The sequence below is a fragment of the Loktanella sp. D2R18 genome, assembly GCF_003318235.1.
Lineage (GTDB): Bacteria > Pseudomonadota > Alphaproteobacteria > Rhodobacterales > Rhodobacteraceae > Yoonia.
This window is the reverse complement of record NZ_QOCG01000011.1, coordinates 15,794-42,315: the sequence shown is the minus strand read 5'-3', so window position 1 is coordinate 42,315 and position 26,522 is coordinate 15,794. Positions and strand designations below refer to the sequence as shown.

General features: G+C 53.1%; 26 protein-coding genes. 15 read left to right on the top strand and 11 right to left on the bottom strand.

Annotated elements, in window-relative coordinates; genetic code table 11:
• Positions 1-12: 12 nt before the first annotated feature.
• From DS901_RS06855 to DS901_RS06845, 3 genes are read left to right on the top strand one after another with little or no spacing between them, the layout of a single operon-like run.
• Positions 13-903: a hypothetical protein gene (locus tag DS901_RS06855; RefSeq protein ID WP_147249876.1), complete on the top strand. Its 891-nt coding sequence runs from the start codon at positions 13-15 to the stop codon at positions 901-903.
• A gap of 55 nt (positions 904-958) precedes the next feature.
• Complete coding sequence (gene aroQ, locus DS901_RS06850) at positions 959-1,405, top strand: type II 3-dehydroquinate dehydratase (protein WP_113776197.1); 447 nt, start codon at positions 959-961, stop codon at positions 1,403-1,405.
• The gene (locus DS901_RS06845) at positions 1,402-2,163 is read left to right on the top strand and encodes a helix-turn-helix transcriptional regulator (protein WP_113776196.1); all 762 of its coding nucleotides are present in this window, start codon (positions 1,402-1,404) and stop codon (positions 2,161-2,163) included. Before aroQ ends, DS901_RS06845 begins: the two co-directional genes overlap by 4 nt.
• Positions 2,164-2,598: 435 nt before the next feature.
• Here the strand turns inward: DS901_RS06845 and tsf are convergent, their stop codons facing one another.
• From tsf to DS901_RS06830, 3 genes are all read right to left on the bottom strand, one after another.
• Complete coding sequence (gene tsf, locus DS901_RS06840) at positions 2,599-3,471, bottom strand: translation elongation factor Ts (protein ID WP_113776195.1); 873 nt, start codon at positions 3,469-3,471, stop codon at positions 2,599-2,601.
• 74 nt (positions 3,472-3,545) lie between these two features.
• Complete coding sequence (rpsB, locus tag DS901_RS06835; RefSeq protein ID WP_113776194.1) at positions 3,546-4,313, bottom strand: 30S ribosomal protein S2; 768 nt, start codon at positions 4,311-4,313, stop codon at positions 3,546-3,548.
• A gap of 175 nt (positions 4,314-4,488) precedes the next feature.
• A complete protein-coding gene (locus DS901_RS06830) occupies positions 4,489-5,817 on the bottom strand; it encodes a HupE/UreJ family protein (protein ID WP_258546669.1) in 1,329 nt (442 codons plus the stop codon).
• Positions 5,818-5,863: 46 nt separating this feature from the next.
• Between DS901_RS06830 and DS901_RS06825 the strand changes: the two genes are divergently transcribed.
• The 6 genes from DS901_RS06825 to DS901_RS06800 are packed head-to-tail and all read left to right on the top strand — an operon-like array spanning position 5,864 to position 10,130.
• Entirely contained in the window at positions 5,864-6,664 is an 801-nt protein-coding gene (locus tag DS901_RS06825) for a DUF4198 domain-containing protein (protein ID WP_113776520.1), read from the top strand.
• Complete coding sequence (locus DS901_RS06820; RefSeq protein ID WP_113776193.1) at positions 6,661-6,879, top strand: DUF6500 family protein; 219 nt, start codon at positions 6,661-6,663, stop codon at positions 6,877-6,879. Before DS901_RS06825 ends, DS901_RS06820 begins: the two co-directional genes overlap by 4 nt.
• A 42-nt stretch (positions 6,880-6,921) precedes the next feature.
• Positions 6,922-7,815: a PfkB family carbohydrate kinase gene (locus DS901_RS06815; protein ID WP_113776192.1), complete on the top strand. Its 894-nt coding sequence runs from the start codon at positions 6,922-6,924 to the stop codon at positions 7,813-7,815.
• Positions 7,812-8,741, top strand: a complete 930-nt coding sequence (locus tag DS901_RS06810) for a pseudouridine-5'-phosphate glycosidase (RefSeq protein WP_113776191.1) — start codon at positions 7,812-7,814, stop codon at positions 8,739-8,741. The genes DS901_RS06815 and DS901_RS06810 overlap by 4 nt, the downstream gene beginning before the upstream one ends.
• 57 nt (positions 8,742-8,798) lie before the next feature.
• Positions 8,799-9,527, top strand: coding sequence for a DUF502 domain-containing protein (locus tag DS901_RS06805; protein WP_113776190.1), 729 nt, complete (start codon positions 8,799-8,801; stop codon positions 9,525-9,527).
• The gene (locus tag DS901_RS06800; RefSeq protein ID WP_113776189.1) at positions 9,528-10,130 is read left to right on the top strand and encodes a LysE/ArgO family amino acid transporter; all 603 of its coding nucleotides are present in this window, start codon (positions 9,528-9,530) and stop codon (positions 10,128-10,130) included.
• Here the strand turns inward: DS901_RS06800 and DS901_RS06795 are convergent.
• Both DS901_RS06795 and DS901_RS06790 read right to left on the bottom strand, forming a co-directional pair.
• Positions 10,123-11,154 (bottom strand): patatin-like phospholipase family protein, encoded by a 1,032-nt coding sequence (locus DS901_RS06795; protein WP_113776519.1) that lies wholly within the window; start codon positions 11,152-11,154, stop codon positions 10,123-10,125. The genes DS901_RS06800 and DS901_RS06795 overlap by 8 nt on opposite strands.
• Positions 11,151-11,924 carry a 3-hydroxybutyrate dehydrogenase gene (locus DS901_RS06790; protein WP_113776188.1) on the bottom strand — a complete coding sequence of 258 codons (774 nt, stop codon included), beginning with the start codon at positions 11,922-11,924 and terminating at the stop codon, positions 11,151-11,153. The genes DS901_RS06795 and DS901_RS06790 overlap by 4 nt, the downstream gene beginning before the upstream one ends.
• Before the next feature lie 270 nt (positions 11,925-12,194).
• On the opposite strand from DS901_RS06790, the gene DS901_RS06780 reads away from it, so the two are divergent.
• Positions 12,195-14,012 (top strand): extracellular solute-binding protein, encoded by a 1,818-nt coding sequence (locus tag DS901_RS06780; protein WP_303396718.1) that lies wholly within the window; start codon positions 12,195-12,197, stop codon positions 14,010-14,012.
• 6 nt (positions 14,013-14,018) lie between these two features.
• On the opposite strand, the gene DS901_RS06775 is transcribed toward DS901_RS06780, so the two are convergent.
• The gene (locus tag DS901_RS06775) at positions 14,019-14,642 is read right to left on the bottom strand and encodes a helix-turn-helix domain-containing protein (RefSeq protein WP_113776186.1); all 624 of its coding nucleotides are present in this window, start codon (positions 14,640-14,642) and stop codon (positions 14,019-14,021) included.
• 204 nt (positions 14,643-14,846) lie between these two features.
• Here DS901_RS06775 and DS901_RS06770 point away from each other — a divergent pair, with 204 nt between their 5' ends.
• Together DS901_RS06770 and DS901_RS06765 are read left to right on the top strand one after the other, a co-directional pair.
• Positions 14,847-15,491, top strand: coding sequence for a DsbA family oxidoreductase (locus tag DS901_RS06770; protein WP_113776185.1), 645 nt, complete (start codon positions 14,847-14,849; stop codon positions 15,489-15,491).
• Between the two features lie 131 nt (positions 15,492-15,622).
• Positions 15,623-16,819 carry a multidrug effflux MFS transporter gene (locus tag DS901_RS06765; protein WP_113776184.1) on the top strand — a complete coding sequence of 399 codons (1,197 nt, stop codon included), beginning with the start codon at positions 15,623-15,625 and terminating at the stop codon, positions 16,817-16,819.
• Between the two features lie 47 nt (positions 16,820-16,866).
• On the opposite strand, the gene mfd is transcribed toward DS901_RS06765, so the two are convergent.
• On the bottom strand, positions 16,867-20,316 hold the full coding sequence (gene mfd / locus DS901_RS06760) for a transcription-repair coupling factor (RefSeq protein ID WP_113776183.1): 3,450 nt from the start codon (positions 20,314-20,316) through the stop codon (positions 16,867-16,869).
• Between the two features lie 39 nt (positions 20,317-20,355).
• Positions 20,356-20,880, bottom strand: a complete 525-nt coding sequence (locus DS901_RS06755) for a hypothetical protein (protein ID WP_147249875.1) — start codon at positions 20,878-20,880, stop codon at positions 20,356-20,358.
• 121 nt (positions 20,881-21,001) lie between these two features.
• Between DS901_RS06755 and hemB the strand changes: the two genes are divergently transcribed.
• Entirely contained in the window at positions 21,002-22,000 is a 999-nt protein-coding gene (hemB, locus tag DS901_RS06750; RefSeq protein ID WP_113776181.1) for a porphobilinogen synthase, read from the top strand.
• 103 nt (positions 22,001-22,103) lie between these two features.
• Here the strand turns inward: hemB and DS901_RS06745 are convergent, their stop codons facing one another.
• Positions 22,104-23,267, bottom strand: a complete 1,164-nt coding sequence (locus tag DS901_RS06745; protein ID WP_113776180.1) for a Hint domain-containing protein — start codon at positions 23,265-23,267, stop codon at positions 22,104-22,106.
• Between the two features lie 207 nt (positions 23,268-23,474).
• Here DS901_RS06745 and DS901_RS06740 point away from each other — a divergent pair, with 207 nt between their 5' ends.
• Positions 23,475-24,032, top strand: a complete 558-nt coding sequence (locus tag DS901_RS06740) for a YSC84-related protein (protein ID WP_113776179.1) — start codon at positions 23,475-23,477, stop codon at positions 24,030-24,032.
• 4 nt (positions 24,033-24,036) lie between these two features.
• Positions 24,037-24,630 carry a nucleotidyltransferase family protein gene (locus DS901_RS06735; protein ID WP_113776178.1) on the top strand — a complete coding sequence of 198 codons (594 nt, stop codon included), beginning with the start codon at positions 24,037-24,039 and terminating at the stop codon, positions 24,628-24,630.
• On the opposite strand, the gene DS901_RS06730 is transcribed toward DS901_RS06735, so the two are convergent.
• Together DS901_RS06730 and DS901_RS06725 are read right to left on the bottom strand one after the other, a co-directional pair.
• On the bottom strand, positions 24,608-25,288 hold the full coding sequence (locus DS901_RS06730; RefSeq protein WP_113776177.1) for a Hint domain-containing protein: 681 nt from the start codon (positions 25,286-25,288) through the stop codon (positions 24,608-24,610). The genes DS901_RS06735 and DS901_RS06730 overlap by 23 nt on opposite strands.
• Positions 25,289-25,837: 549 nt before the next feature.
• Positions 25,838-26,455: a xenobiotic acyltransferase family protein gene (locus tag DS901_RS06725; protein ID WP_113776517.1), complete on the bottom strand. Its 618-nt coding sequence runs from the start codon at positions 26,453-26,455 to the stop codon at positions 25,838-25,840.
• Between the last annotated feature and the right edge of the window lie 67 nt (positions 26,456-26,522).

The window sequence follows — 26,522 nt, the reverse complement described above, 5'->3', positions numbered from 1 at the left end:
CTGCAACGTATCTTGCAGCGCAATAAGAACTTTATGGACAAGCGGGGTGTTTACTATGTGCCGCACCGCGAAATGCGTGAACAATTTACAGTGCCCTGTCAACGGAACGCGCACCAACATACCGGTTTTCCACGTAAAAAATTCATTGATGATGAAACTCTTCGCGAGATAACGCTAAAATTCTTTGAGCCTATTGTTGAGCGCGCGCCTGATAGGCTGATTTTAAGCGACGAAAACTTGGCGGGCCATTGTGGGAACTGTGTTAAATTCGGGCGTTTATACCGCTTCAAAGACGCCTTTATGATGGTCTCCGCGCGTGAAATCCCGTTTCCAGTACGCGAAGTTCACTTGTCCGTAAGAAACTATGCAGATTTTTTCGCTGCAGCCTACGTTGAATACTTTCGATCAATTCGAGCAGACAGCTCCCCTCCAATTTTGACTCATTCGATGGTCGACAAGGTGATTACGAGGTTTCCGATGTGGAACGGAGTTATAGACCGTGTAAAAACTTACTTTCCCCAAGCGCAAATCTATATTTGGGCGTTTGAAGATTTTCGTAGTAACCCGATGATGGCAAACCAAATTTTGAGTAATATTGCGGGACCAGAAATTGACGTCGGCAAGTTTCGTTCGCCAAAGGACCAGAACCCACGTCCGACAGCGTCGCATCGTGCGGTCGAAGTAATCCAAAACCTTATGCTTTCCGATGGGGTTCAGGCAGCTGTCGACGCACGCCGAGAGATTCAGGACCGATATCCTCGGGACAAGACCAACAAGGGCTTTGACCCTTGGTCGGATTGGGAACGTGAACATTTGACCAATCTCTACAAAAAGGACCTGCTGCGCCTCGCGAAGGATCCACGCGTAACGATGGTCCGACCGGACCCGGTGTTTAAGCAATAGCGCCTGCGTCCATTTTCCCTTTTGACCAGTAAGTTAAAGATGCTATGGGGTGCCCATGACGCATTCTATCTTGATCTTGAATGGCCCAAATTTGAACCTGCTTGGCACCCGCCAGCCTGAGGTGTACGGGCCGACGACCTTACAAGACATTGAAAACCTCTGTTTGACGCAGGCGGATACGCTTGGTCTTACCGTCGTGTTTGCGCAGACCAATCATGAAGGCGAAATGATCGACATGCTGCACGCTGCGCGCGGCACATATGACGGCGTTATTTTAAATGCAGGCGCTTATACGCATACGTCGATTGCGCTCATGGATGCGATTTCAAGTATCATGTTACCGGTGATTGAGCTGCACCTGTCCAATATTCACGCGCGCGAAGAGTTTCGTCAAACCTCTTATATCTCTAAAGTTTGCGTCGGACAGATTTGCGGATTTGGCGCGGCGGGCTATCCGCTGGCGATGCAAGCCATAGCTGACTATTTGGGTGACCCCCTATGAGAACACTTGTTGAACAGTTGTCAAAGTTGACCAACGCGCGCACGGTCGAAGACCTTTGGACCCTGCATACAGAGCAAATGGACGCCTATGGGTTCGACCGGGTGATGTATGGTTACACGCGCTACCGCACGTCCAGTTCGCTTGGGGACCCGCAAGATTGGGTGCTTTTGTCAAATCAAACGCCTGAATACATGCAGGTGTTTTTCGACGAGTCCTACTATTATCACGCCCCCATGTTGAAATGGGCCTTGGCCAATGACGGTGCCTGTAGCTGGCGCTGGATGATGGATATGAAACGGATCGACAACCTCACGCAAAGCGAAGCGCGTGTGATGGAGTTTAACCGCAAAATGAATGTGACCGCTGGCTATACAGTTAGCTTTCGGTCAATTTCAGAACGCACCAAAGGGGCGATTGCTCTTACGGCCAAGCCGGGCATGACGCAAGATGCCGTCGAACAGGTATGGGCGCAGCATGGTGACGAAATCATCGTGATGAATAACGTCATGCACCTGAAACTGCTCACCCTGCCCTATACTGGCGAACGCCATCTTACCAAACGGCAACGCGAAGTTTTGCAATGGGTTGGTGACGGTAAGACAACCCAAGACATCGCGATTTTGCTAGGACTGACCCCCGCGACAGTCGAAAAACACCTGCGGCTTGCCCGCGAGGCATTAGACGTGGAAACAACCGCGCAAGCGGTGCTTAAGGCTGCATTTTATAACCAGATGTTCGTGATCGACGCCGAGTTGTAAGTGCATTGATTCGGCGTATGGCGCTCGAGTTTTGACAGTTTTGTAACGATCGTTCTTATGACGCCGCGTGAAACGTTATAAACATGCGCGAGGTCAGGTTTCCCTGACTTTAATGAACCGCCATTATTTGACAAACTATAGAAGTTCCGTGAGTGGTGGCCTTGGGCCTGGGAACAGCGGTTTGGACCCCTTGTGATTTCAAGGCACTCCAATTCGTGCCGGTTTTCCGGACGCTGGTGTTATGGGTTTGCCTATCGCACCAGCACAATTGATAGTGTGCGTTCTCGTCCCGAAATTAGGACGCACATAGATCAAAGCGGCACCGTGTCTTTTCCCGAGCACGGTGTCGCGTCATTTCCAAGACACCGTTTAAATGTAAAAAGGCCCCGTTGGAAATCCACCGAGGCCTAAATCATCGTACGATTGTGCCGCGAATTAGCCGTTCAGTTTTGCAACTTCAGCGGCAAAATCTTCTTCGACTTTTTCGATGCCTTCACCAACCGCCACGCGTGCGTAGCCTGTGATTTCAACGCCAGCTTCTTTGGCTGCTGCCGCAACGGTCAGATCTGGGTTCACAACGAATTGCTGGTTCAGCAAAGTCACTTCGGCCATGTATTTTTTCATACGGCCAACGATCATTTTTTCGATCACGGCTTCTGGCTTGCCAGATTCGCGTGCGATGTCCATCTGGACCTGCTTTTCTTTTTCGACAACAGCCGGGTCAAGATCAGCTTCGGACAAAGACGCAGGGTTTGCAGCAGCAATGTGCATCGCAACCTGACGGCCGAATGCTTCGTTATCGCCGTTCAGCGCAACCAAAACACCGATGTTACCCATGCCAGGTGCCGCAGCGTTATGCACGTAGTTCACAACTTGCTGACCTTCGAGCGCGGACATCCGGCGCACGGACATATTTTCGCCGATCACGGCAACTGCGTCTGTCACAGTCTGCTCGACGGTTTTGCCGCCCATGTCAGCTGCTTTCAACGCATCGATGTCAGACACACCCAATGCGACGTCAGCAATGCCAGCGACCATTTTTTGGAAATCAGCATTTTTACCAACAAAGTCGGTTTCAGAGTTCACTTCAACAGCGATCCCTTTGCCGTCTTTGACAGCTACAGCGACAAGACCTTCAGCCGCAGTGCGGCCAGATTTTTTCGCAGCCTTTGCAAGACCTTTGGTACGCAGCCAATCGACAGAGGCTTCCATGTCGCCATTGTTTTCTGTCAGCGCTTTTTTCGCGTCCATCATGCCTGCGCCCGTGCTGTCGCGCAGTTCTTTCACCATTGCAGCGGTGATTGCCATGTTACTTCTCCTTAGCGGAATTCATAATATCTGGAGGTAGGGAATACCGCCCCTACCCCACTGTTTTGTGACGCTTACTCAGCTGCGGCTTCTTCAGCGACAACTTCTTCTGCGAACTCTTCCATGGCACCCATGTCAACGCCAGCTGCACCCAACTGTGCGGACATACCGTCAAGCGCTGCACGTGCAGCCAAATCGGTGTAAAGCGCAATTGCGCGTGCCGCGTCATCGTTGCCTGGAATGACGTAATCAACGCCGTCAGGTGAACAGTTCGTATCAACAACAGCGACAACTGGGATGCCCAGTTTTTTGGCTTCTGCGATGGCCAGGTCTTCTTTGTTGACGTCGATCACGAAGATCAGGTCAGGCACGCCGCCCATTTCGCGGATACCGCCCAATGATGCTTCGAGTTTGCCTTGCTCACGTTCCATGCCAAGACGTTCTTTTTTGGTCAGGCCAGCGAAGCCAGCTGCTGACGCTTCGTCAATCGCTTTCAAACGGTTGATCGACTTAGAAACAGTCTGCCAGTTTGTGAGTGTGCCGCCCAACCAACGGTGGTTCATGTAGAACTGTGCGGATTTCTCGGCAGCTTCCATGATTGGTTTCGCAGCTTGACGCTTTGTGCCAACGAAAAGAACGCGGCCGCCTTTTGCGACAGTGTCACGGATAACGTTCAGCGCTTGATCCAGCATTGGAACAGTCTGTGTCAGATCCATGATGTGGATGCCGTTACGTGAGCCGTAGATGTACTGACCCATTTTAGGGTTCCAGCGTGCGGTCTGGTGACCAAAGTGTACGCCTGCTTCAAGCAGTTGGCGCATGGAGAACTCAGGAAGAGCCATGTCTTTTTTCCTTTTCCGGTTTCAACCTCAGCGGGGGATTAGGCAATTGCCCAACCGGTGGATCCTTTGGGATTTCTCCCCATTGGACCCGCCCCCGCCTGCGGGATTAAGTAGCCGCCCTTTAGCCGGGGTTTGTCCCCGGCGCAACCCTTTTGGGGTGGGTTTTGGTCAAAACTTACAGAAATGCGCGTTCAATGAACCAATAGGCCCCGATCACTGCAATCGCGACGGATGCCGGGATCGCAACAATTTGGCGGTAGGCAGCGACATGATCGCGAAAATGGATCGACAGTGCGCAAAGCGCAAACACGAGCGCGAGAGGTCCTGCAAACAGCCACACAGGCCCTTCGGCCAGCGCTTGCAGCACTGGTGGGTTCAGCGCGATGAGCGCAATAGCCGCGACAAAAAACACGCCATAAAGGACAAACCCCTGCATCACTTCGTTTTTACCGCGATCCACACGGAGTGCCTGCCAGACGCAAGCAAACATCACCGCGATCACCGCAAGCTGCCCAACTTCGACCCCGACGTTAAAGCCAATGAGTGCCGGAACAAACGCGTGCTCTGGCAAGCCGAATTCGGCCAAAACAGATGCAAACCCAAGCCCGTGCAACAGCCCAAAGGCAAAAATCACATAGGGCCGCCACGGGCTTAACCCCTTGGTGAAAATGTTTTCAACAGCGACATATGCAATCGATAAGGCGATGAGCGGCTCAACAATGGCGATAAATTCAATGTTGAACGTATTGAGGAAGAAATCATCAAGAAACGATGTGTGCCCCAGCGCGGCCAGTGCAAGCGTGATCGTATGGGCAAGAGTAAACAGCGAGACTTGCACCAGCAGTGGCTTCATCCGCGCAGCAAGGAAAAACAGGCCCAGCACAAACAGGATATGATCCAAGCCTTTGGGGACGATATGGTCAAAGCCGATGGGGATATAGCTGGCGAACACCTGCCAACCCGTCTGTGCAGACCCACCGTTAATCAAAAATGGCGGGGTGAGTTCGCCACCTGATACGGTGCCGGTAAACGGCGCATTGGCAATGTCGTTTTGACGGACAATCAATGTCCCATAAATCCCGGCCCATCCGACCTGAAATTCAGTCGCATCGACCGGATATTCACCAACGAGGCTTAACCGCGTGATCCGAACGGCCTCGTCATTATCGGCAGGATAAACGATTGTCCCATTGTCCCGAAATGTGATCGGTTCACCGTCAGCCAATACCGTAAAGTTAGATATGAAAGTCGCCCAATTTGCGTCAAACCTATTGGCTATTTCCTGCGGACTAAGCGCGCGCAAGGCATCGTATCCTGATGCGTTTTCAGCGTTGTCAGTATCGACAATACTGCTCAGATCAATGCTCGCTAGGATCGCTTCGGCGTTCACGTCAATTTCGATGAGGATGATGCCATCGTCGGCGCGCAAATTCAAAATGCTGGGCAATACCTCATGCGCACGTAACGGTGCAGACATCACAATCAACGTGATGATGCTTGACATCAGGGCCTGAAAAGCAACCTTTAAGATGTTGGATAAGGAAACATTGATGCGCATTGTCTCATTTCTCTTGTTGGTGTCGGCGCTGCCCGCGTCAGCACATGAATTTTGGATCGAACCTACGACCTATCAGATATCGCCTGACGTTAATCTGCAAGCAGATATTGTCAACGGACAGGATTTCGGCGGCACCGCGCAAGTCTATTTACCGCAACGATTTGAACACTTTGTGGCCATTTCAGGTGATCTGGCGCAAAATGTGCCGGGTCGTATGGGGGATCGCCCTGCGTTGAACCTGCCACCCGTCGCCGAAGGGCTAAATATCGTGGCTTATCAGGCGCGCAATGCGACAGTTGGCTATAAAACATGGGAAGATTTTCAGGGTTTTGTAGATCACAAAGATTTCGGCGATGTCCTGACCCAACACCAAGCCCGTGATTTACCCGAAGTTGAATTTGAGGAAGTATATTCACGTTATTCTAAAACCTTGATTGGTGTGGGTGATAGTGTCGGTGCCGACCGTCGCACGGGGTTAGAGACGGAATTGGTGGCTTTAACCAACCCCTATACTGATGATCTGTCAGATGGGTTTTCTGTGCAATTGTATTACCAGCACGATGTGCGCGCAGACGTGCAGATTGAAGTGTTTGAAAAATCTAACGCAGATGAAGTGACGATCACCTATTTCCGCACCAACGCCGAAGGTATCGCGACATTCCCGGTTCAGGCGGGCTATAGCTATATGGTGGATGCAGTTGTTTTGCGCGAACCAAGTGAGGCGCTCGCGGATGAAACTGGCGCTGTATGGGAAACACTTTGGGCCAATCTTACTTTTGGGGTGCCGGAGTGAACGAACAGCTACGTCAAAAAATCATCGCTGTTTGCGACCAGAAAATCGCGCAAAAGGGCGACAAAGTCGGCCTGTCGTTCTACGCGTTCTTTGCCAATAAAAACGATGATCCTGCACTTTTAATGCAAGCCGCTACATGGTGGATCGAAACCCATAGGTTGGATCATTTTGAAAAGGCCGTAAAAATTCGTCAAATGGCACGCGATGGCGTGTGACGGGTGCTTGTGCATCGGGCAGCGCTAAGTCAGAACGGGGCTATGACACAAAACGCAGATATTCTTTGTATTGGATCCGTCCTGTGGGATGTGATCGGACGCACCGCCAGTTCAATGCGCGTGGGGTCTGATGTGCCGGGGCGTATCACCCGTCTGCCCGGCGGCGTGGCAATGAACATTGCAATGACATTGCGACGTTTTGGCATGACCCCTGCCCTGCTTACCGCCATTGGTCGCGACGCAGAGGGTGAAGAATTGGTGGCAGAGGCCAAGCGCATGGGTATGGCTTGCGACTATATCTACCGCTCAGATGACCTGCCCACCGATGTCTATATGGCCATCGAAGGCGCAAACGGATTGATTGCGGCGATCGCTGATGCCCACTCTTTAGAAGCTGCGGGCGACAAAATTTTGCGCCCTTTGGCTGATGGAGCCTTAGGCACGGCTGAAACCCCCTATACTGGGACCGTGGCGCTAGACGGGAACCTGACGGTTGAATTGCTACAGGTGATTGCTGCATCGCCTTTGTTCCAATTGGCTGATTTACGGGTGGCCCCTGCGTCGCCCGGTAAGGCCGAACGCTTACTCGCGCTGCTTGGTCACCCTTCGGCGACGCTTTATGTGAACCTCGAAGAGGCCGGGTTGCTGTGTCATACAGTATTTGACGACAGCGCCAGCGCTTGCGCTGCGCTGATGGATCGCGGCGCATATCGCGTTTTGGTCACCGATGGCGGCAAATCTGCGTCTGAGGGCACAGGCGGTGACGTGATCACACAAACCCCGCCTGCTGTTATGGTGACCCGTGTGACCGGCGCAGGCGATACATTCATGGCGGCGCATATCGCGTCTGAGGCAGAGGGCATGGACCGCCCTGCCGCCCTGACACGCGCGCTTAACGCCGCTGCAACTTACGTTTCTGGAGAAACACCCCTATGACAATTTCTATTCATTACAGCACCGAAGTTGCCCATGCCCGCGCCGAAGGCTTGCCGATCGTCGCCCTTGAAAGCACCATCATCACTCACGGCATGCCCTTCCCGCAAAACGTTCAAACTGCACGGTTGGTCGAAGATGATGTGCGGACTGCGGGTGCTGTCCCGGCAACGATCGCCGTCATTGATGGATTGCTACACGTTGGATTGGAACCCGCCGAACTTGACGCGCTGGGGCAGGCCAAAGACGTCGCCAAACTATCGCGCGCTGATATGGCGGCCTGCATTGCGACAGGCGGCACAGGCGCAACCACAGTCGCGGCCACAATGATTGCGGCCAATCTGGCGGGTATTCACGTCTTTGCGACGGGTGGCATCGGCGGCGTTCACCGGGGCGCGGAACTTAGCTTTGATATCTCTGCAGACCTTCAAGAATTGGCACAAACCCCGGTGACCGTTGTTGGCGCGGGCGCCAAGGCGATCCTTGATCTGCCAAAGACGTTTGAAGTGCTTGAAACCCTAGGAGTCCCTGTTATTGCCTATGGGCAAGACACGCTGCCCGCGTTCTGGTCTGCGCAATCTAGTTTGGCCGCCCCGCTGCGGATGGACAGCGCAGTTGATATCGCGCGCGCGCAGATCACGCGCAGCGCCATGGGGCTGAGCGGCGGACAGTTGATTGCAAATCCGATCCCCCAAGAAGACCAAATTCCCGCAGATGTTTTGGCCCCAATTATCGCCCAAGCACTGTCAGAGGCGGAAGCGCAAAATGTCAGTGCAAAACAGGTCACCCCATTTTTGCTAGGGCGCATTTTTGAGCTAACAGATGGGCAATCGCTTACGGCGAATATAGCGCTCGTACGGAACAACGCGCGGCTTGCTGCACAAATTGCAATCAATATGACGAAATTAAGCGTTCAAGATGTGACCTAAGCTTGTGGCGCGCCTGCGCAGTGCCTAGATGTTTGCAAAGCCATTTGAGACAGCAATATGATTGACGCAACTCCAGACGAAACCAAACGCCGTGGCAAATTGCGTATCTTTGCGCGGCTGCGCGGCAATTTCCTTGCGGGGTTAATTATCGTCGCGCCGATTGGGCTGACGTTTTGGCTGATTTGGACCGTGGTTGGTTGGATTGATAGCTGGGTTTGGCCGTTCGTGCCCAACGCCTACCAACCCGAAGAATTGGTGAACCGCATTCTGGGCCTTGAAGGCGCTGACAAAATCACGGTCAACGTCCGTGGCATTGGCGTGTTTATCTTTTTGTTCTTCACTATGATGGTTGGCTGGATCGGCAAGGGATTGATTGGCCGATCATTTTTGCGCTTTGGTGAAGGCTATGTTGATCGGATGCCCGTGGTGCGGTCGATCTACAATGCCGCAAAGCAGCTTGCCGAAACCGTGTTTTCGCAGCGCGACACCTCGTTTGATCGGGCTTGTTTGGTTGAATACCCGCGCAAGGGCATTTGGGCGATAGCGTTCATTTCTATCAACGCAAAAGGTGAAATTGACGCAAAGCTTTCGGATGGTGAACCCTTTGTCACCGTATTTTTGCCGACCACGCCGAACCCAACATCCGGGTTCTTGCTGTTTTTGCCGCAGCGCGAGGTCAAAGTGCTTGATATGACGGTTGAAGATGCGGCCAAGCTCGTGATTTCTGCGGGTCTTGTTTATCCTCCCCCCCAAAACGCCGAAACAGCGATTGCGGATGCGTCTTAGGTGATTGGCGCTGCACTGACGGGATTTGCGACCGCCTTTAGCCTGATCCTCGCGATTGGCGCGCAAAACGCGTTTGTTTTGCGCCAAGGGTTGACACGCAGCCACGTATTTTACTTGTGTTTACTCTGTGCGGGTTCTGACGCGATCTTGATCGTGGCCGGGGTTTTGGGGTTTGGTGTGATCACCGAAATGTACCCGCAATTACCAGAGTTTATGACATGGGGCGGTGCCGCGTTTTTGATCGTTTACGGTGCGATGCGGCTTTGGGCCGCCTATAAAGGTGAATATGCGATGCAAATCGCGGGCCAATCGGCTGGGCTTTGGGCGACGCTGGCCACTGGTGCTGCCCTGACATGGCTTAACCCGCATGTCTATCTGGATACTTTGGGGCTGATCGGGGCGATTTCGGTTCAATTCACAACCGTGCCAATAAAAACGGCCTTTACCATTGGCGCTGTCACATCATCCTTCATCTTTTTCTTTGGGTTAGGATATGGCGCACGCTTGCTGGCACCCGTGATGCAATCAGCCAAAGCCTGGCAGATATTGGATGTGGTGATCGCTTTGGTGATGTGGGCGCTCGCGTTTAAACTGCTTAGCTAAACATATCCGTCAGATCGACCGTGCTTTGCTGATTTAGGTCTTTTTTATGTGCAGCCAAAAATGCATCAGCGGCCTCTTCTCCTGCTGCGCGTAACCGTGCGAGGACAACGGGCGTTGCGATGGTTTTCGTGGCCACATTGAGATCATTCATCAGCGCATCATCTGCGATCATATGCACCAGCACATTTTTCATCGCGCCTGCGGGAACGGCCCCATCGGTGATGAGCCGTTTAACAAAATCGATGGCGCGCAATTCGCGTAAAAGTGAGCTGTTAAAGCTTATCTCGTTAATCCGGTTCTGGATCGATTGCACATCAGTGGGCAGCGCATCGCGATAAAGCGGGTTGATATTTACGATCAAAATATCGTCTGGCAGGTGCTTTTCAAACAAGGGAAAAAGCGCCGGGTTGCCCGTATAGCCCCCGTCCCAAAAGGCTTCGGATTCGCCGGTTTTCGGGTCGATAAATTCCACCGCTTTAAACAGGCTTGGCAGGCAGGCCGAGGCCAAGATCACATCGGAGGAAATCTCGTCACCTGCAAAGACGCGTATTTTGCCGGATCGCACATTTGTCGCACAGATATGTAATTCAGGTCCCGCGTCGCCACAGACTTTATCATAGTGAAATTGGTCAACGATGCTCGCGAGCGGATTTTTCCCTGCCATCCCAAAGTCATAAGGCGACATAAGCCGCGACGTGAAATCAACTGCTGTATAAAGCGGCGAATAATGCAGCGATTTTGCCCAATGTTGGGCAGTCGGCCCAAGTGTCGACATCCACGCGGAAAAATAGGGATCGGTGACGGCCCCGACCTGCCCCCAAAGCCAATCAAGGTTATCAATCGCGCCTTGGCGTCCGCCCGCAACCCAGCCGGACTTGAGCGCCGCCGCATTAAGCGCCCCGGCAGATGTTCCTGATATCGCGGCAATTTCGATATCTTCTTCAGCCAAAATCCGAGACAGAACACCCCAAGTAAACGCCCCATGCGCGCCGCCGCCTTGCAGTGCCAGATTGATCCGTTTCACAATGCGGTCCAACCGCCATCGACGCTAATGGTTGTGCCTGTAACCTGCGCGGCCGCGTCTGAACACAGATACAGCGCTGTGCCGCCTAATTGTTCTGTCGTGGCGAACGCTTTGGACGGTTGCCGCTTTAACATGACATTTTTAATCACCTCTTCGCGGGTCATGTCGTATTCTTTCATCGTGTCGGGGATTTGCGATTCGACCAATGGGGTCAGCACATAGCCCGGACAGATGGCGTTACAGGTGATTGGCTCTTGCGCGGTCTCTAGCCCGATGGTTTTGGTCAACCCGACAACCCCGTGTTTGGCCGCGACATAGGCGGATTTATAGGGTGACGCTGTCAGACCATGCGCCGAGGCAATGTTGATGATCCGGCCCCAGCCCTTGGCGCGCATGCCTGTGATTGCGGCGGCGGTGGTGTGAAAAGTCGAACTCAGGTTAATGGCGATGATCGCATCCCATTTGCTGCCCGGAAATTCTTCGACCGGGGCGACATGTTGGATACCGGCGTTGTTTACCAAAATATCACAGGACCCTGCGTCCGCGATCAGGCGTCGACAGTCATCGCCTTTGGACATGTCGGCCTGAATATAGCGGGCCGTCACGTCGGTTTGCGCGGCGATTTCGGCGGCCAACGCGTGATCCTCAGCGTTGTCAGTGTAGGAATTGAGCACCACATTCACGCCAGCTTTGGCCAATTCGCGCGCGACACCCAGCCCGATGCCTGAATTTGAGCCGGTAATAACGGCGGTTTTTCCGGTTAGTGACATGATATTTGCTCCGTCATGATGCTTTGCGACTCACTCTATATGCTGCAACTGCAAAGGTCACTGTGCATTGGGATCGCCAATAAAAAAACGCCCGCACAAGGCGGGCGTGAAGTTATTGAGGCAGGTTTCATACAGGCAAGAAACCTATCGAGCAGTGACCCCTTTATAAGCAATCTGCCACAGGGGTCCAAGCTAAAAGTTTGAAAACACACAAAAGCCGCATTACGGTCTTTGAGAGCAATCGATTCAAAACTATGGGGCATCACAATTATGGCATCACATCGAACACGCAATTGGCGCGGATTTTGTGCAAGTATTGCGCTTGTCGCAGCGGGCACACTTGCCTCCGCCGAACCCCAGCATGGCATAGCTATGTATGGGGATCCGGCCTTACCACATGATTTTGTGTCCCTGCCCTATGCAAACCCAGACGCGCCCACCGGTGGCCGGATGGTCACTGCTGAGGTCGGCGGCTTTGACAGTTTAAACCCGTACATCACCAAAGGAAGCGTGCCTTGGCAGCTTCGCTATTTGGTCGGCGAAAGCCTGATGGGACGTAGCTTGGATGAACCTTTCACACTTTACGGTGTCTTGGCCGAATCGATTGAGGCTGGACCGAATCGCGAATGGGTTGAATTTACGCTCAACCCGGCGGCCGAATTTAGCGACGGTAGCCCGGTCACGGTCGAAGATGTCATCTGGTCATTTGAAACATTGGGGACCCAAGGGCACGCACGTTACCGGGGGTTTTGGGACAAGGTAGAAAGCCTCACAGAGGTGCGCCCGGGTACGGTGCGGTTCACCTTTAATAGCGCAGATCGCGAACTGGCTCTTTTGGCTGGCCTACGCCCGATCCTGAAAAAGGCACAATGGGATGGCATAGATTTTGAGCAAAGCAGTCTCGACATCGTGCCGATCACGTCGTCGCCCATGGTGATCGCTGATTATGAACCGGGTCGGTTTATTTCCTTAGAACGCAACCCTGATTACTGGGGGGCGGATATCCCGTTTCGCCGGGGTACATTCAACCTCGATGAAATTCGGTTAGAATTCTTTGGTGATGAAACCCCCGCCTTTGAAGCGTTCACCGCCGGAGAGGTCAATTTCACCCGTGAATTCAGCATTGCACGTTGGGACAGCCGCTATAATTTCCCTGCCGTTCAAGCTGGCGACGTCGTGAAATCTGTCTTGGCGCATGGCCGTCCAACGGGAATGACAGGGTTTGTAATGAACACACGTAACCCGCTTTTTGACGATTGGCGTGTGCGCGACGCGATGTTGCATGCGTTCAATTTCCAGATCATCAACGATGCGGCAACGGGCATGGCGCAGCCGCGCATTGAATCCTATTGGGGGAATTCACCGCTGGGTATGCAAACCGGTCCGGCAACCGGGCGCGTCGTAGAACTGCTCGCACCTTTCGCCGATGATCTTCTGCCAGGGACATTAGAAGGATATGCGTTGCCCGCAGGTGACGATAGCCAGCGTAACCGCGCGGATATGGGCGTTGCACTGGCGCAATTCGAGGCCGCGGGATGGACCATCCAAGACGGCGTTATGACGAATGAATCCGGGCAACCGTTTGCATTTGAACTTTTGCTCAAACAAGGCAGTTCAGAACATGTGACAATGGCGGATATGTATGCGCAGACGCTCGAATCTATGGGTATTTCCATGACGATCGCGCAGGCCGACGGGCCACAGTATAAAGAACGTACAGATGCTTACGATTTTGATATGACCTACTATCGTCGCGGCGTTACGCTGTCGCCTGGCAATGAGTTGTATCTCTATTTTGGCCAGGAAAACGTAGATACGCCCGGTGGGCGGAACCTGATGGGGGTGGAATCGTCTGCGATGGATGCGATGGTCGATCGCATGCTGAATTCACCGAACCAAGACGATTTTGTCGCTTCCGTGCGCGCCATGGATCGGCTGTTGACGGCGGGGCGCTATGTAATCCCGTTCTACCAATGGAACGTGTCGCGCATCGCCCATGACAAAAACCTGCATCACCCCGAAACGATGCCGGTCATGGGGGATTGGCCCGGTTGGCAGCCAGACGTCTGGTGGTACGCAGAAAATTAAATCACACTAAGTCAGCGACGTGACCCATAAAATGCTCGCGTCGTCTTGGCTAATTGACACAACATTATGGCCCATTGATGCATCATAATAGGCGTTATCGCCCCGGCTCAGATCGATGGGTTCATAGAATTCTGTGAATAGACGCACCTGACCCGTCAGAACATACAGAAACTCTTCGCCGTCATGGCGCACCCAGCCCTCAAAATCATCCATCGATCTGGCACGCACGCGGGCGCGGTAGGGCAGCATTTTCTTAGTGGTCAATGTTTCGGCCAGCAAAGCATGTTCATACGTCGTGGTGATTTTGGTGCCCTCATCGCCGTTACGGGTAACAGCCATACGCCCGTTCACCTGCCCTTTGGACGGGGGGGTAAACAGTTGTGGAACTGATATTTCCAACCCTACGGCTAGCTTCTTGAGCGCATCGTAAGTCGGCGACATCTGACCGTTCTCGATCTTTGACAGGGTGGACCGGGCCAACCCAGCCTGCTGCGCGGCCTGTTCTAAGGTCCAGCTGCGGGCCTTGCGCAATTCGCGCACGCGGGCACCTAAATCAAGTGGCTGTGCAATCGTACTATCGCCATTTTCATGGGCAACACGGATCAGTTTTGTTGGGTCATTTTCGCTCATACCGCTTCTTTTATGCAGGCGATCAGAGGCTTGCAACTCTGACACGCACCAAATTTAGGATATGTTGTGCTGTGCTGCACAGCAATTGCACTGGTTCTTTGGCGCTAACATGGTATCAGTGCGTCAGCGCGCGGCACCCGCTTGCATGAAATTTGTAAGGTTATCCGCGTAAACCCATAAGATTTGACACGGCAGGAGGCCCAGATGGTCAAGCTCGACATTATTTCCGATCCGATCTGCCCCTGGTGCTACATCGGCAAAACCAATCTTGATAAGGCTTTGTTAGACTTTCCGGACCATCCGTTTGTCATGGAATGGCATCCGTTTCAATTGAACCCGGATATGCCTGCGGGTGGCATGGATCGCCGCGAATATCTGGAAACCAAATTTGGCGGCAAAGAAGCCGCCGTGCGTGCCTATGCCCCCGTGGTGGAACACGCCGAAAAAACCGGCGCGTATATTAATTTTGATGGGATAAAGATCACCCCCAATACGATTGATGCGCATCGATTAATTCACTGGGCCGGGATTGAACAGCGTCAGACCTTTGTGGTCGATCTGTTGTTCAAAGCCTATTTCGTCGAAGGGCGTGATATCAGCAATCACGAAGTCCTTGCCGATATTGCCGATACCGCCGAAATGGATGCGGCGACAGTGACCAAGCTGCTGGCCTCGGATGCCGACACCGCCGATATCCGTGCGCGCGACAAACATAGCCGCGAAATGGGGGTCAATTCTGTACCGACATTTATTGTGGCACAACAACACGCCGTGCCCGGTGCACAGCCCCCTGAAGTCTGGAAAACCGTGATCACCGAAATCATGGATAAACTCGAAAACGGCGCATGACTGCTCCGCAGCCTGCATGGCACACCAATGATCATCACCGCATTTCGGCGGCCCCATAAGCAATGCGGTGAAACACCGCGACCCGTTGCCTGTCGTGGCGACACTACTTTGCTTTTTGATGGACCTGAAAAATGAAACGACTGCCCCAAACTGAATTTATTGCGCTTATGGCAATGCTTGCCGCGACCGTGGCGTTTTCAATCGACGCGATGTTACCCGCACTGCCCCAAATTGGACAGGAACTCACGCCGCTGCATCTGAACCGCGCGCAGCTCATTATCACCAGCTTTGTGTTCGGTATGGGGATTGGCACGCTGTTCACCGGGCCCTTGTCCGATGCATTTGGCCGCAAGCCCGTGATGGTCGGTGGGGCGTTGATTTATATCACCGCCTGTGTGATCGCATGGCAGTCACAAAGCATTGAGATCATGCTGCTCGCCCGCGTGATCCAAGGCCTTGGCGCTGCCGGTCCGCGTGTTGTGGCAATGGCACTGGTGCGTGATCTTTACAGCGGACGGGAAATGGCACGGATAATGTCATTTGTGATGCTTGTGTTTTCGATTGTGCCAGCACTTGCGCCCACGATCGGGCACTATGTCATCATCGGCTTTGGTTGGCGGGGCATATTCGGTGCATTTGTCGTTTTTGCAGCCGCCGTATTGCTGTGGCTTCTTCTGCGGCAGCCAGAAACATTGACCCCCGAAAAGCGACGCCCACTTAGTATGAAATCTATTGGATCGGCAGTGCACGAAATGTTCGTTCATCGCACGGCGCGCCTGTCGATCTTGGTCCAGACGCTGACCTTTGGCATGTTGTTCACGTTAATCTCATCGACGCAGCAGGTGTTTGACCAGACATTTGGTCAAGCAGAGCATTTCCACCTCTGGTTCGGTGGTATCGCGATCTGCGCTTCGACTGCCAGTGTGGTTAACGCACGCCTCGTGGTGCGCCTTGGGATGCGCGCTATCATCAAGACGATGTATACCGCGCAGATTTTTCTGACGCTCATGCTGATTTTGGTTACCCTATTTGATGGCCCGTATTGGCTGAGCTTTGGGGCCTATGTCATTTGGGTCCTTGGGAACTTCTTTCAGGCCGGACTGACAATCGGTAACCTGAACGCGCTTGCAATGGAAGAAATGGGGCATATTGCCGGGCTCGCGGCTTCGGTGATCGCAGCTGTGGCAACGGTTGGCGCGGTGATCATCGCGGCCCCGGTAGCGCTGATGTTTGATGGCACGCCGATGCCTATGGCTTATGGCGCGCTGGTTTGCGCGAGCCTCGCACTTTGGCTGACAACAATGATCAAACGCCCGGGCGAGGAATAGCTCCCCAATATCATCTTGCCAAAAATACTCAAAAAATCAGGCCGGGTTTACCCGGCCTTTTTCTTTTTCTCATCAGTCAGTTTTTGTGCCAAGGCGCGGGCAATGTTAAACGCACCTTGAATTTTATCGCGTTCTTTGGACCAGTCCTGCAACACAACAATCTTGTTTTCTTTGACCTTCGCCTGCCCGTTTTGGGCATGCACGAATTCGACCAACCCCTGCGGAGAGGCAAATTTATCGTTATGGAATTGGATCGTAGCGCCCTTGGGACCTGCATCCAATTTCGCGATCCCAGCGCGTTTACACATCGCCTTGATCCGCACCACCAACATCAACGTATTGACCTCACGTGGCAATTTTCCAAAGCGATCAATCATTTCAGCGGCAAAACCTTCAAGCTCAACCTTGGTAGTCAGCTCCGACAGACGGCGGTAAAGCCCCAAACGCACATCCAAATCGGGCACGTAATCTTCGGGGATCAGCACCGGCACGCCAAGGTTAATCTGCGGTGCCCATTGCCCGTCATCAATAATGCCTTCAGCGTCACCTGATTTGATTGCGGCGATTTGGTCTTCAAGCATCTGCTGATATAGCTCATAGCCAACCTCGCGAATTTGGCCTGATTGCTCTTCGCCCAGCAAGTTCCCCGCGCCGCGAATGTCCAGATCTTGACTGGCCAGGGTAAAGCCCGCGCCAAGACTATCAATCGATCCCAAAACACGCAGGCGTTTTTGCGCTGTATCCGTCAGTTTTTGGCGTGGTTTTGTGGTCAAATACGCATATGCGCGGGTTTTTGAGCGCCCAACGCGTCCGCGAATTTGGTAAAGCTGTGACAGGCCGAACATATCAGACCGCCAGACAATCATCGTATTGGCCGTCGGAATATCAAGCCCAGATTCGACAATCGTCGTGGCCAAAAGCACGTCGTATTTGCCATCATAAAACGCGTTCATCCGGTCATCTAGCTCGCCCGCCGCCATCTGACCCGTGGCCGTGATATAGCTAATTTCCGGCATCTGCGTTTTCAGAAACTCTTCCATCTCGGGCATATCAGCGATGCGTGGCACAACGATAAACGACTGCCCGCCCCGGTAATGTTCACGCAGCAAGGCTTCGCGTATGGTCACGCTGTCAAATTCGCTAACATAGGTACGGATTGCCAAACGGTCGATCGGCGGCGTGCCAATGATCGATAGATCGCGCACACCCGACAACGACAGCTGTAACGTGCGTGGAATCGGCGTCGCGGTCAGCGTCAACACGTGCACATCTGTCCGTAATTGTTTCAAGCGTTCTTTGTGCTGGACCCCAAATTTCTGTTCTTCATCAATGACGATCATGCCAAGGTTTTTGAACCGCACGCCTTTCGCCAATAGCGCGTGGGTGCCAACGACAATATCGACTGTGCCTTTGGTAATCCCGTCGCGCGTCAGGGCAGCATCCTTCGCGGACACAAACCGCGACAAGGGCCGTACGTTGACGGGAAAGCCGCGAAAACGTTCTGTAAAGCTTTGATAATGTTGACGGGCAAGCAATGTCGTGGGGGCAATGATGGCCACCTGAATCCCAGCAAGCGCCGCGACAAAAGCCGCGCGAATGGCGACTTCGGTCTTACCAAAACCCACATCGCCGCAAATCAGACGGTCCATTGGCTTGCCAGCGGCAAGGTCTTCAAGCACATCGGCAATTGCGGCCAATTGGTCATCGGTTTCAACATATGGGAACCGCGCCAAAAACTGATCCCAAAGCCCATCTGGCGGGTCCATCGCGGGCGCTGTGCGCAGCTCGCGTTCGGCCGCGACACGGATCAACCGTTCAGCAATTTGGCGAATGCGTTCTTTCAGTTTGGCCTTTTTAGCCTGCCACGCGCCGCCGCCCAATTTGTCCAGCAGCCCGGTGTCATGGCCGTATTTTGACAGCAGTTCGATATTTTCAACGGGTAGATATAGCTTTGAATCTTCGGCGTATTCAATCAGCAGGCATTCATGGGCCGCGCCCAAAGCAGTGACGACCTCCATCCCTTTGAAGCGCCCCACGCCGTGATCTACATGGACCACTAAATCACCGGGGGTTAGACTGTTCGCCTCGGATAGGAAATTCTCGGCCCGGCGTTTGCGCTTTGTTTGCCGGATTAAACGGTCGCCCAAGACGTCTTGTTCCGAAATCACTGTCAAATCAGGGGCTTCGAATCCGTGATCTAACGGCCAAACCGCCAAATGCACACCTGATTTGCCGACACGGCTGTAATCTTTGACTAAGACGGTTTCAGGAATGCCTTCGTCAGCGATCAACCCTTCAAGTCGTTCGCGCGCACCTTCGGAATAGGATGCGATGACCACTGGTCCATGCAGCAGTCGCGCCTTTACATGTGTCGCCAGAGCACTGAAAAGATTGATATCTTCTTGCTGCCGTTCCGGCGCAAAGTTGCGGCCAATCCGTGCGCCTGCATCGATGACCCCCATGCCTGTTGCTTGCTTGAGCGGCGAAAGCTGCAACACACGGTGGTTGGCTACAGCGGCGTCCCATGCGGCGTCATCAAGGTAAAGCAGTGCTGGCGGGGCAGGTTTATAGACGCTGTCCATACGGCCCTTTTGGCTCAACGCATGCATGCGTGTGCCATATTGGTCGGCGACGCTCTCCCAACGGGCCAATCGCATCGGGCCCATCTGGTCATCCAGCGTCACTGTCGTACGCGGCAAATAGTCGAACAAGGTTTCCAGATCGTCCTGAAAGAACCCGAGCCAATGTTCGATGCCGGCGTGTTTGCGCCCTGCGCTGACGGCCTCGTATAGGGGATCATCGGTGCCAGCCGCGCCAAATTCGATCCTATAGTTTTGGCGAAACCGTGTGATTGCTGCCTCATCCAAGATCACCTCGGACACAGGTGCCAGTTCGATTTCAGTCAGTTTTTCGGTTGTCCGCTGGGTTGCGGGGTCAAAGCGGCGCGCGCCGTCCAAAACATCACCAAAAAGATCAAGCCGTACAGGCCCTGCATGACCGGGCGCATAGATATCAATGATTCCGCCGCGCACGGCATAGTCGCCAGGTTCCATCACTGTGGGGCTTTGGGTAAAGCCCATGCGGACTAGGAAGTTACGCAAAGCGGCTTCGTCCATACGCTGCCCAACGGTGGCCTGAAACGCAGCTTCGCGCAGGATGCTGCGTGCGGGTACGCGTTGTGTGGCAGCAGCCAGTGAAGTCAGCAGAATGAACTTTTCTGGCATTCCATGGGTCAGCGCCGCAAGCGTGGCCATCCGTGCAGCAGAAACATTGGCGTTTGGCGATGCCCGGTCGTAAGGTAAACAGTCCCATGCTGGGAAGGTAAATACCGGGATATCAGGTGCAAAAAATGCGAGCGCTGCTTGCATAGCCGCAAGTCGTTTGTCATCGCGCGCGATATGTACAACGGGTGCGCCCCTGGACAATTCGGCCAAAATGAGCCGCGCGTCATGCCCTTCGGGCGCGCCAGAAACGGTGATATGCGTGTTGTTTATCATGGCCGATGACCTACCCTGCCCGCGCCGCGTGTCAACCGCCTAGTACCCGAGTGGCTGCGTCAGGTTAAAGAACATGCCATAGGTAACAGAGATAAAAATCGCGACCATCGCGACCACCTGTATCCAAAGCCGGACAAGTATCAAATATTTGATAAGTGCGCTGCCTTCGCGCGGCGCGTCGTGCAAATGTTCCGCAGCATAGATGTTCACCAACATGGCAATTGTGATGGGGATTAGAATGAAGAACAAACCCTTGGCGACTTCAAACTCATAGAAAAACGCCGAGACCGTAACCGACGTCAGGATAAATGTGGCGAAACCGACGGATGCGATCCGGTCCCACTGAGTAAACATCTGCAAACGTCGCACGTTCACGGCAACCAGTATTTCGAGATCTTGCGCAGCCTGCCCGCCATGCCGTCGGGCCCGGTGGATCATATCAAGCGGCACACCCACAACCCAATAACAGGCGATCATCCATGAGGTGCACACAGCCAACCAATACCAAAGGTTCGAAAATGTCTGAAAGCTGAGTATCCGCGAAAAAACATCGTTTAGATCCAAAGCACTGCCCCAATTCTTCTTGCGCTTATTCGTTAGCTTAACGACCTGTTTGCCCGATGCCCAGACTTGTGAAGTGCAAAAAACCGTGCGACCAAGACTTAAGCACACAAGAAGGCATGTCATGAAACCTACCATCGCATCTTTTCCGGCCACCCGAATGCGGCGCAATCGTAAATCTGCTAGCTTGCGGGCACTGACACGGCAGAATTCTCTGAGCGTGGATGACTTGATTTGGCCGGTGTTTGTGATGGATGGCGTGGACACGGAAACGCCGATTGCCTCTATGCCCGGGGTGACGCGCAAGACCGTTGACCGGATCGCCAAAGCCGCGATCGAGGCGCAAGCGCTTGGTATTCGTGCGATGTGCATCTTTCCATACACTGGGATGGACGCCCGCACCGAAGATTGCGCCATGGCGTGGGACCCAAACAACCTCACAAACCAAGCCATTCGCGCGATCAAATCAGCGGCACCTGAAATCGCTGTGATGACCGATATCGCGCTTGATCCCTACAATATCAACGGCCACGACGGGTTTGTCGAAAACGGCGAAATCGTCAATGACCGCACAGTTGAAGCGCTGGTGAAAATGGCGCTGGCACAAGCGGAAGCCGGGGCCGATATTCTGGGGCCGTCTGATATGATGGATGGGCGGATTGGCGCGATCCGTGCGGGGCTTGAAACCGCCGGGTATCAGAATGTCGCAATCCTAAGCTATACCGCCAAATACGCCTCTGCGTTTTATGGGCCGTTTCGGGATGCGGTCGGGGCATCATCGGCGCTCGCTGGTGATAAGAAAACCTACCAAATGGATCCGGGAAATTCAGACGAGGCGCTGCGCCTTGTGGAACGCGATCTGTCCGAGGGCGCGGATATGGTCATGGTCAAACCCGGTATGCCCTATTTGGATATTTGCCGCCGCGTCAAAGACGGGTTTGGCGTGCCGACATTCGCCTATCAAGTCAGCGGTGAATACGCGATGTTGCAGGCGGCGGCACAAAATGGCTGGCTTGATGGCGATGCAGTCATGATGGAAAGCTTATTGGCGTTCAAACGCGCGGGCTGTGACGGTGTATTGACCTATTTCGCACCACGTGTCGCAAAGCTGTTGGCGCATTAATGTAGGGTATTTTTCGGGTTTCCCGCGAAACTTTGCAAAAGCGGTTTTTGATTTTTGCGATGCCGCGCCACCAGCGCGTTTTGTCTTGGTGCGGATGTCATTCTTAATGCGCTGCGCGCGATATATCCGCGCTGCATTGGTGTGGAAAAAGCGTTGTAAGCTCTTCAACAGCCGCAGCAGGCAGTGCAACGCGCGCCTGCTCGCCAAGCAAAAGGCTTTCTGCGGGCGCGCCTTCGGCAAAAAGGACAACGTGTTCGGTGCATAGAATGTGGAAATACGTGATTTCCGTGACCGTTTTGTCAATATAGATGCCCGGAATACCAACAAGCCGAATGGCTGCGACAAGAACCTCTGAAACACCAAACATCCGCTCAGAAATTTTGGACGACACCAAAAGCCGGTGCTGACGCGACACAAGCAAGTCGCGTGTAGGTAATCCGTGCCCAAGTGCACCGGCGGTAATACGAATGGGGCGAAGTTTCGGATTTTGCGCCAATCGATCTGCGGGAATGTGAATATGCCCGATCCACTGTATCGGTGTATCCGCCCCCGAAGCGGTCGTCACCAAATCACCGATGCGAAAATCTTCGATCTTTGTCGTGCAATTTGGCGTCGCAATCCGTGTACCAAGCGCGAAACAGACAACGCTTTGATCATCGATATCGAAGCCGCCGCCCGGGTTCTGATTTCCAGTGCCATCAGCGGTAGTCCAGTTGTTCGTGTCCATGATCGAATCGATCAAGTCACTTTGCTGGACAGGATCAGGCAAACTGGCGTCGCCCGTCCATTCCATAATGTCTTCGTCACCATCGATTATCAACGCGCCGTTACTGGTCGTCAAACCGGTGCCGGTTAGATTTGGTGTCTGCGTGTCAGTGCCATCGGCCTCGTTGGCAATCACGGCGATATAATTTGTGGCCGTTACGTCGTCACCAACGCGCGTACCCTGAAACGCCCAAAACATTTCGTTTTGCGTCGCGATTTGGTAGCCACCTGTGATATAGTCGACAGTACCACCAGCATCAAAAGTAACGGTATCGGCGACAGGATCCATATCGATCGTCACGACTGTACCAGCCGATATACCACCTACTGGAACCGTCCATTCCATCAATTGTTCACTGCCAAAAAAGCCTGACGCGTCGCGCTCGTCGTCGGTAAAATAGATGATTTCACCAGCCGCGATATCTGTCGTTGCGATGAATGCAATATCTTCGTTGTCGGCGTCCCAACCAACAAACAAGAGATCTCCAGAGTCTAAAGCCATCGCAGCACTTCACCTTATGAGCTAATCGCCAAGCGGGTCAATCCTTAAGCGTGTATAGCGCTGAATTAGTTGAGCGGCAAGATTTAGCGTATGGGTCGGTTTTAGGGGGCGTAAAACCAAATGGTGACAGTGTTACGCCGTTCATCTATAGTTCGATTTATAAGAGACGGAAAAACGTCTCAAAACAGGTAAAATAAGGTGGATCACATGGATTTCATTTCACGGCGCAGTTTTGCGCTCGGTGCGGTGGCAACGTCAACTCTGGGCGCTTGTAGCAATGGGATTGGCGGCGCTGGCGCAAGCACCATTGATGCGCGCGTCGATACGACCTTGAATGCACTTTACGCATCCTACCCTGGTGTTAGCGACCTTGCGAGCCGTGCCAACGGAATGTTGGTCATGCCGCTGATCACCGAAGTCGGGCTTGGGCTCGGTGGATCATTTGGACGCGGTGCGCTGCGGATTGGTGAATCGACTGTCGATTACTACGCTGCTGCCTCGGGGAGTGCCGGGCTGCAAATTGGCGCGCAGCAATACAGTCACGTGCTGTTTTTCATGACCCAAGAGGCATTGATGGAGTTCCGCCAATCCCCCGGTTGGGCTGCAGGTGCCGATATTGAATATGCCATCAGCGACCAGAGCGAAATGCTCCGCGCAGAGACCACCACATCGCTTTCACCAGTGATCGCCGTGGTGTTCGGGCAAACTGGTCTGCGCCTTGGCGCCACACTCGAAGGCACAAAATATACGCGTATCATCCCTTAGGGTGATGCACGCGCCCTGCCCGATCCTGATCCTTGCTGCGGGCAAATCGACCCGCATGGGCGGGCGCGACAAGCTACTGGAGCCGGTTGAGGGCCACGCGTTGATCCGCACGCAGGCATTACGTGCGCTTGCGACCGGGCAGCAGGTATTTGTCACCCTGCCCGCAGTTAACCACCCGCGCGCCCAAGTGATTAGCGATCTCAATGTGCATATCGTTGTGGTCCGCAATGCCACTGAAGGTCTGGGCGCAAGCCTGCGCGACGGTGTTGCGGCGCTGCCAGATGAGGATGCTTTTATGGTGGTGCTAGCGGATCTTGTCGACATACAAGCGCCAGATATGGACGCGTTGTTGGAGGCCCGCAACGCACATCCCGCTGCGCTGATCTGGCGCGGCGCAACGCAGACAGGCAAACCGGGACATCCCATTATTTTTGATGGGTCATTGCGTCCAAAGTTTGCGCAGCTAACAGGTGATAAAGGTGCGGCGCAGATCATCGCCGCGCACCGCGATCGCGTCCACTTGGTCGCCATTGGGGATCAGGCTTTACTTGACCTCGACACGCCCGCAGATTGGGCTAGTTGGCGGACATCTCAGTAACCAAGAGCTTGGTTTCTTTTTTCTGCAATGTCTTACGTGCAGCGCGGTAATTTTTACGCCCTTCCATTGTCGCGAGCTGCGGGAAGAGCCGAAACAGTTCTTCGCGCTGCGGGCCATCTACACCTTGCAGGGAATGGTCGCCGGGTTGAAATGTCTCTGTCCATGATCCGTTTGACAGGACAATTTCGTGATGTTCGCACATAAAGTGGATGTATTTGACGTTTTGGATCGGTGCGACGCCAACGCCTTTTAGCTTGAGCAGGTCTTTGGCGTAGACCAGTACCTCGTTTTGCTCAAAATACATCTGCGCCAGTTCGGAAACGATCAACATCCGGTGAAAAGGTGAAACCTGCATATCACGTTCTGGCAGACCGCGTCCCAAGGCCCCTGCTTTGATAAAGATGGGGCGGATGGTTTGTGTGATTGTCAGATCTTCGGCGGTGGCGTCTTTGTGACCGACCCAGCTAATGTGCTGAATGCCGTTATCGCGGGTCAGGACGCGCGCGCCAACCTTCAGGTCTTCGACCAAGACTTCACCGCGCGGGGTGGCAATGGCTGTACCAGGGGTAAAGCACGGCACAACCTTCTTGGATTGCTTTGGCAACTGCTTGGCGGCTGACCCATTTCGCAGCGCATTATCGTGATTTGGCATGTTCATTTAAACGTCCTGCGTACTACTCGTCAAATCCGTTCGAAACCGGAACGAAAGCTAAAATCCGATACCACTGTGCAGAGAGCGTAATCAATATGGCTTGCTACAAAATGCATCAAAAGTATAGGCATTACGCATAATTACCTTAATTTGAGCAATTTTTGATCTGTTTTGCACCGCAATACGGTCGGGGTTTCGCCCCTATTCGTATAACGCGGAAGGTTTAAGAAGTTGATACTGGTGCCGATGGAGGGCATCTTAACGATATGTAAGATAAACTAATATTTATAGTTTTCGTAAATTATTCGAAATGGGGTACGCTACGTTCGCACCATGATGCTCGGCTGTTTCTTTGAACGGATTACTATCAAAATCTTGTAATACATTCAATCAGGTGCATAAATCGTAACCCGGTACAAGAACGATAGTGGCGAGATCTTGCGCCGTTAGGAGAGCGACAACAACGAGTTCAATAGATCTGCATTTGTCAAACCTCCTGCAATCGTAAATAGATAAAAAACTACCTGTCTACCCATAAATGTGGCCACTATTAGCTTATTCCTCGAGCATTTCCAAAGTACGCTCGACGTTATCCAGCGGCAACTGAGAAATTCGCTCAGGGTCTAAATCCCACCACTTTGATGCCAAAAGTCTTTCTATGATGGTATCATCGAACCTGTAACGAAGAAGCCTCGCAGGGTTGCCCGCCACGACAGCGTATGGGGGAACATCCTTCGTAACCACCGCGCCAGCAGCGACAACCGCTCCGGTTCCAATCTGAATACCCTTCAACACAATAGCACTTGCCCCAAACCACACATCACTGCCGATAACTATTTTCGAGTCTCTTTTTCGGGAGGGGCCTTTCGTGTTTTTGATCAAATCGCATGATTGAGCTAATGGATCGTCAGGAAACCAATTCCGTGATATTTTGAAGAAGCTCGTTGTAACATGATGAATCGGGTGCTCGACACCGCCGATTTGACAATTTCTCGCAAAAGTCACGAAACGCCCGATTTCAACGTTATCAAATATACAGGTATTTGCATTAACGAAGCAATATCTACCAATAATGTCCGCCATGACAACACATCCTGGTCCTACGTGAACAGGATCTTCGATCTGACAGGAAGATTTAAGACCCGCAGACTTTGCTATAGTTGATGTAGACATTCTTCCTCGCCTCTGTGTTATCGGAAAATACGACAAGCCAACATTGATTTTCATTTAGTACAAGGAA

Excerpts from the sequence above, each read along its gene's own strand:
- aroQ (WP_113776197.1), top strand. The coding sequence starts at position 959 with ATGACGCATTCTATCTTGATCTTGAATGGCCCAAATTTGAACCTGCTT.
- DS901_RS06845 (WP_113776196.1), top strand. The coding sequence starts at position 1,402 with ATGAGAACACTTGTTGAACAGTTGTCAAAGTTGACCAACGCGCGCACG.
- tsf (WP_113776195.1), bottom strand. The coding sequence starts at position 3,471 with ATGGCAATCACCGCTGCAATGGTGAAAGAACTGCGCGACAGCACGGGC.
- rpsB (WP_113776194.1), bottom strand. The coding sequence starts at position 4,313 with ATGGCTCTTCCTGAGTTCTCCATGCGCCAACTGCTTGAAGCAGGCGTA.
- DS901_RS06830 (WP_258546669.1), bottom strand. The coding sequence starts at position 5,817 with ATGTCAAGCATCATCACGTTGATTGTGATGTCTGCACCGTTACGTGCG.
- DS901_RS06825 (WP_113776520.1), top strand. The coding sequence starts at position 5,864 with ATGCGCATTGTCTCATTTCTCTTGTTGGTGTCGGCGCTGCCCGCGTCA.
- DS901_RS06815 (WP_113776192.1), top strand. The coding sequence starts at position 6,922 with ATGACACAAAACGCAGATATTCTTTGTATTGGATCCGTCCTGTGGGAT.
- DS901_RS06810 (WP_113776191.1), top strand. The coding sequence starts at position 7,812 with ATGACAATTTCTATTCATTACAGCACCGAAGTTGCCCATGCCCGCGCC.
- DS901_RS06805 (WP_113776190.1), top strand. The coding sequence starts at position 8,799 with ATGATTGACGCAACTCCAGACGAAACCAAACGCCGTGGCAAATTGCGT.
- DS901_RS06790 (WP_113776188.1), bottom strand. The coding sequence starts at position 11,924 with ATGTCACTAACCGGAAAAACCGCCGTTATTACCGGCTCAAATTCAGGC.
- DS901_RS06780 (WP_303396718.1), top strand. The coding sequence starts at position 12,195 with ATGGCATCACATCGAACACGCAATTGGCGCGGATTTTGTGCAAGTATT.
- DS901_RS06775 (WP_113776186.1), bottom strand. The coding sequence starts at position 14,642 with ATGAGCGAAAATGACCCAACAAAACTGATCCGTGTTGCCCATGAAAAT.
- DS901_RS06770 (WP_113776185.1), top strand. The coding sequence starts at position 14,847 with ATGGTCAAGCTCGACATTATTTCCGATCCGATCTGCCCCTGGTGCTAC.
- DS901_RS06765 (WP_113776184.1), top strand. The coding sequence starts at position 15,623 with ATGAAACGACTGCCCCAAACTGAATTTATTGCGCTTATGGCAATGCTT.
- mfd (WP_113776183.1), bottom strand. The coding sequence starts at position 20,316 with ATGATAAACAACACGCATATCACCGTTTCTGGCGCGCCCGAAGGGCAT.
- hemB (WP_113776181.1), top strand. The coding sequence starts at position 21,002 with ATGAAACCTACCATCGCATCTTTTCCGGCCACCCGAATGCGGCGCAAT.
- DS901_RS06745 (WP_113776180.1), bottom strand. The coding sequence starts at position 23,267 with ATGGCTTTAGACTCTGGAGATCTCTTGTTTGTTGGTTGGGACGCCGAC.
- DS901_RS06740 (WP_113776179.1), top strand. The coding sequence starts at position 23,475 with ATGGATTTCATTTCACGGCGCAGTTTTGCGCTCGGTGCGGTGGCAACG.
- DS901_RS06735 (WP_113776178.1), top strand. The coding sequence starts at position 24,037 with ATGCACGCGCCCTGCCCGATCCTGATCCTTGCTGCGGGCAAATCGACC.
- DS901_RS06730 (WP_113776177.1), bottom strand. The coding sequence starts at position 25,288 with ATGAACATGCCAAATCACGATAATGCGCTGCGAAATGGGTCAGCCGCC.
- DS901_RS06725 (WP_113776517.1), bottom strand. The coding sequence starts at position 26,455 with ATGTCTACATCAACTATAGCAAAGTCTGCGGGTCTTAAATCTTCCTGT.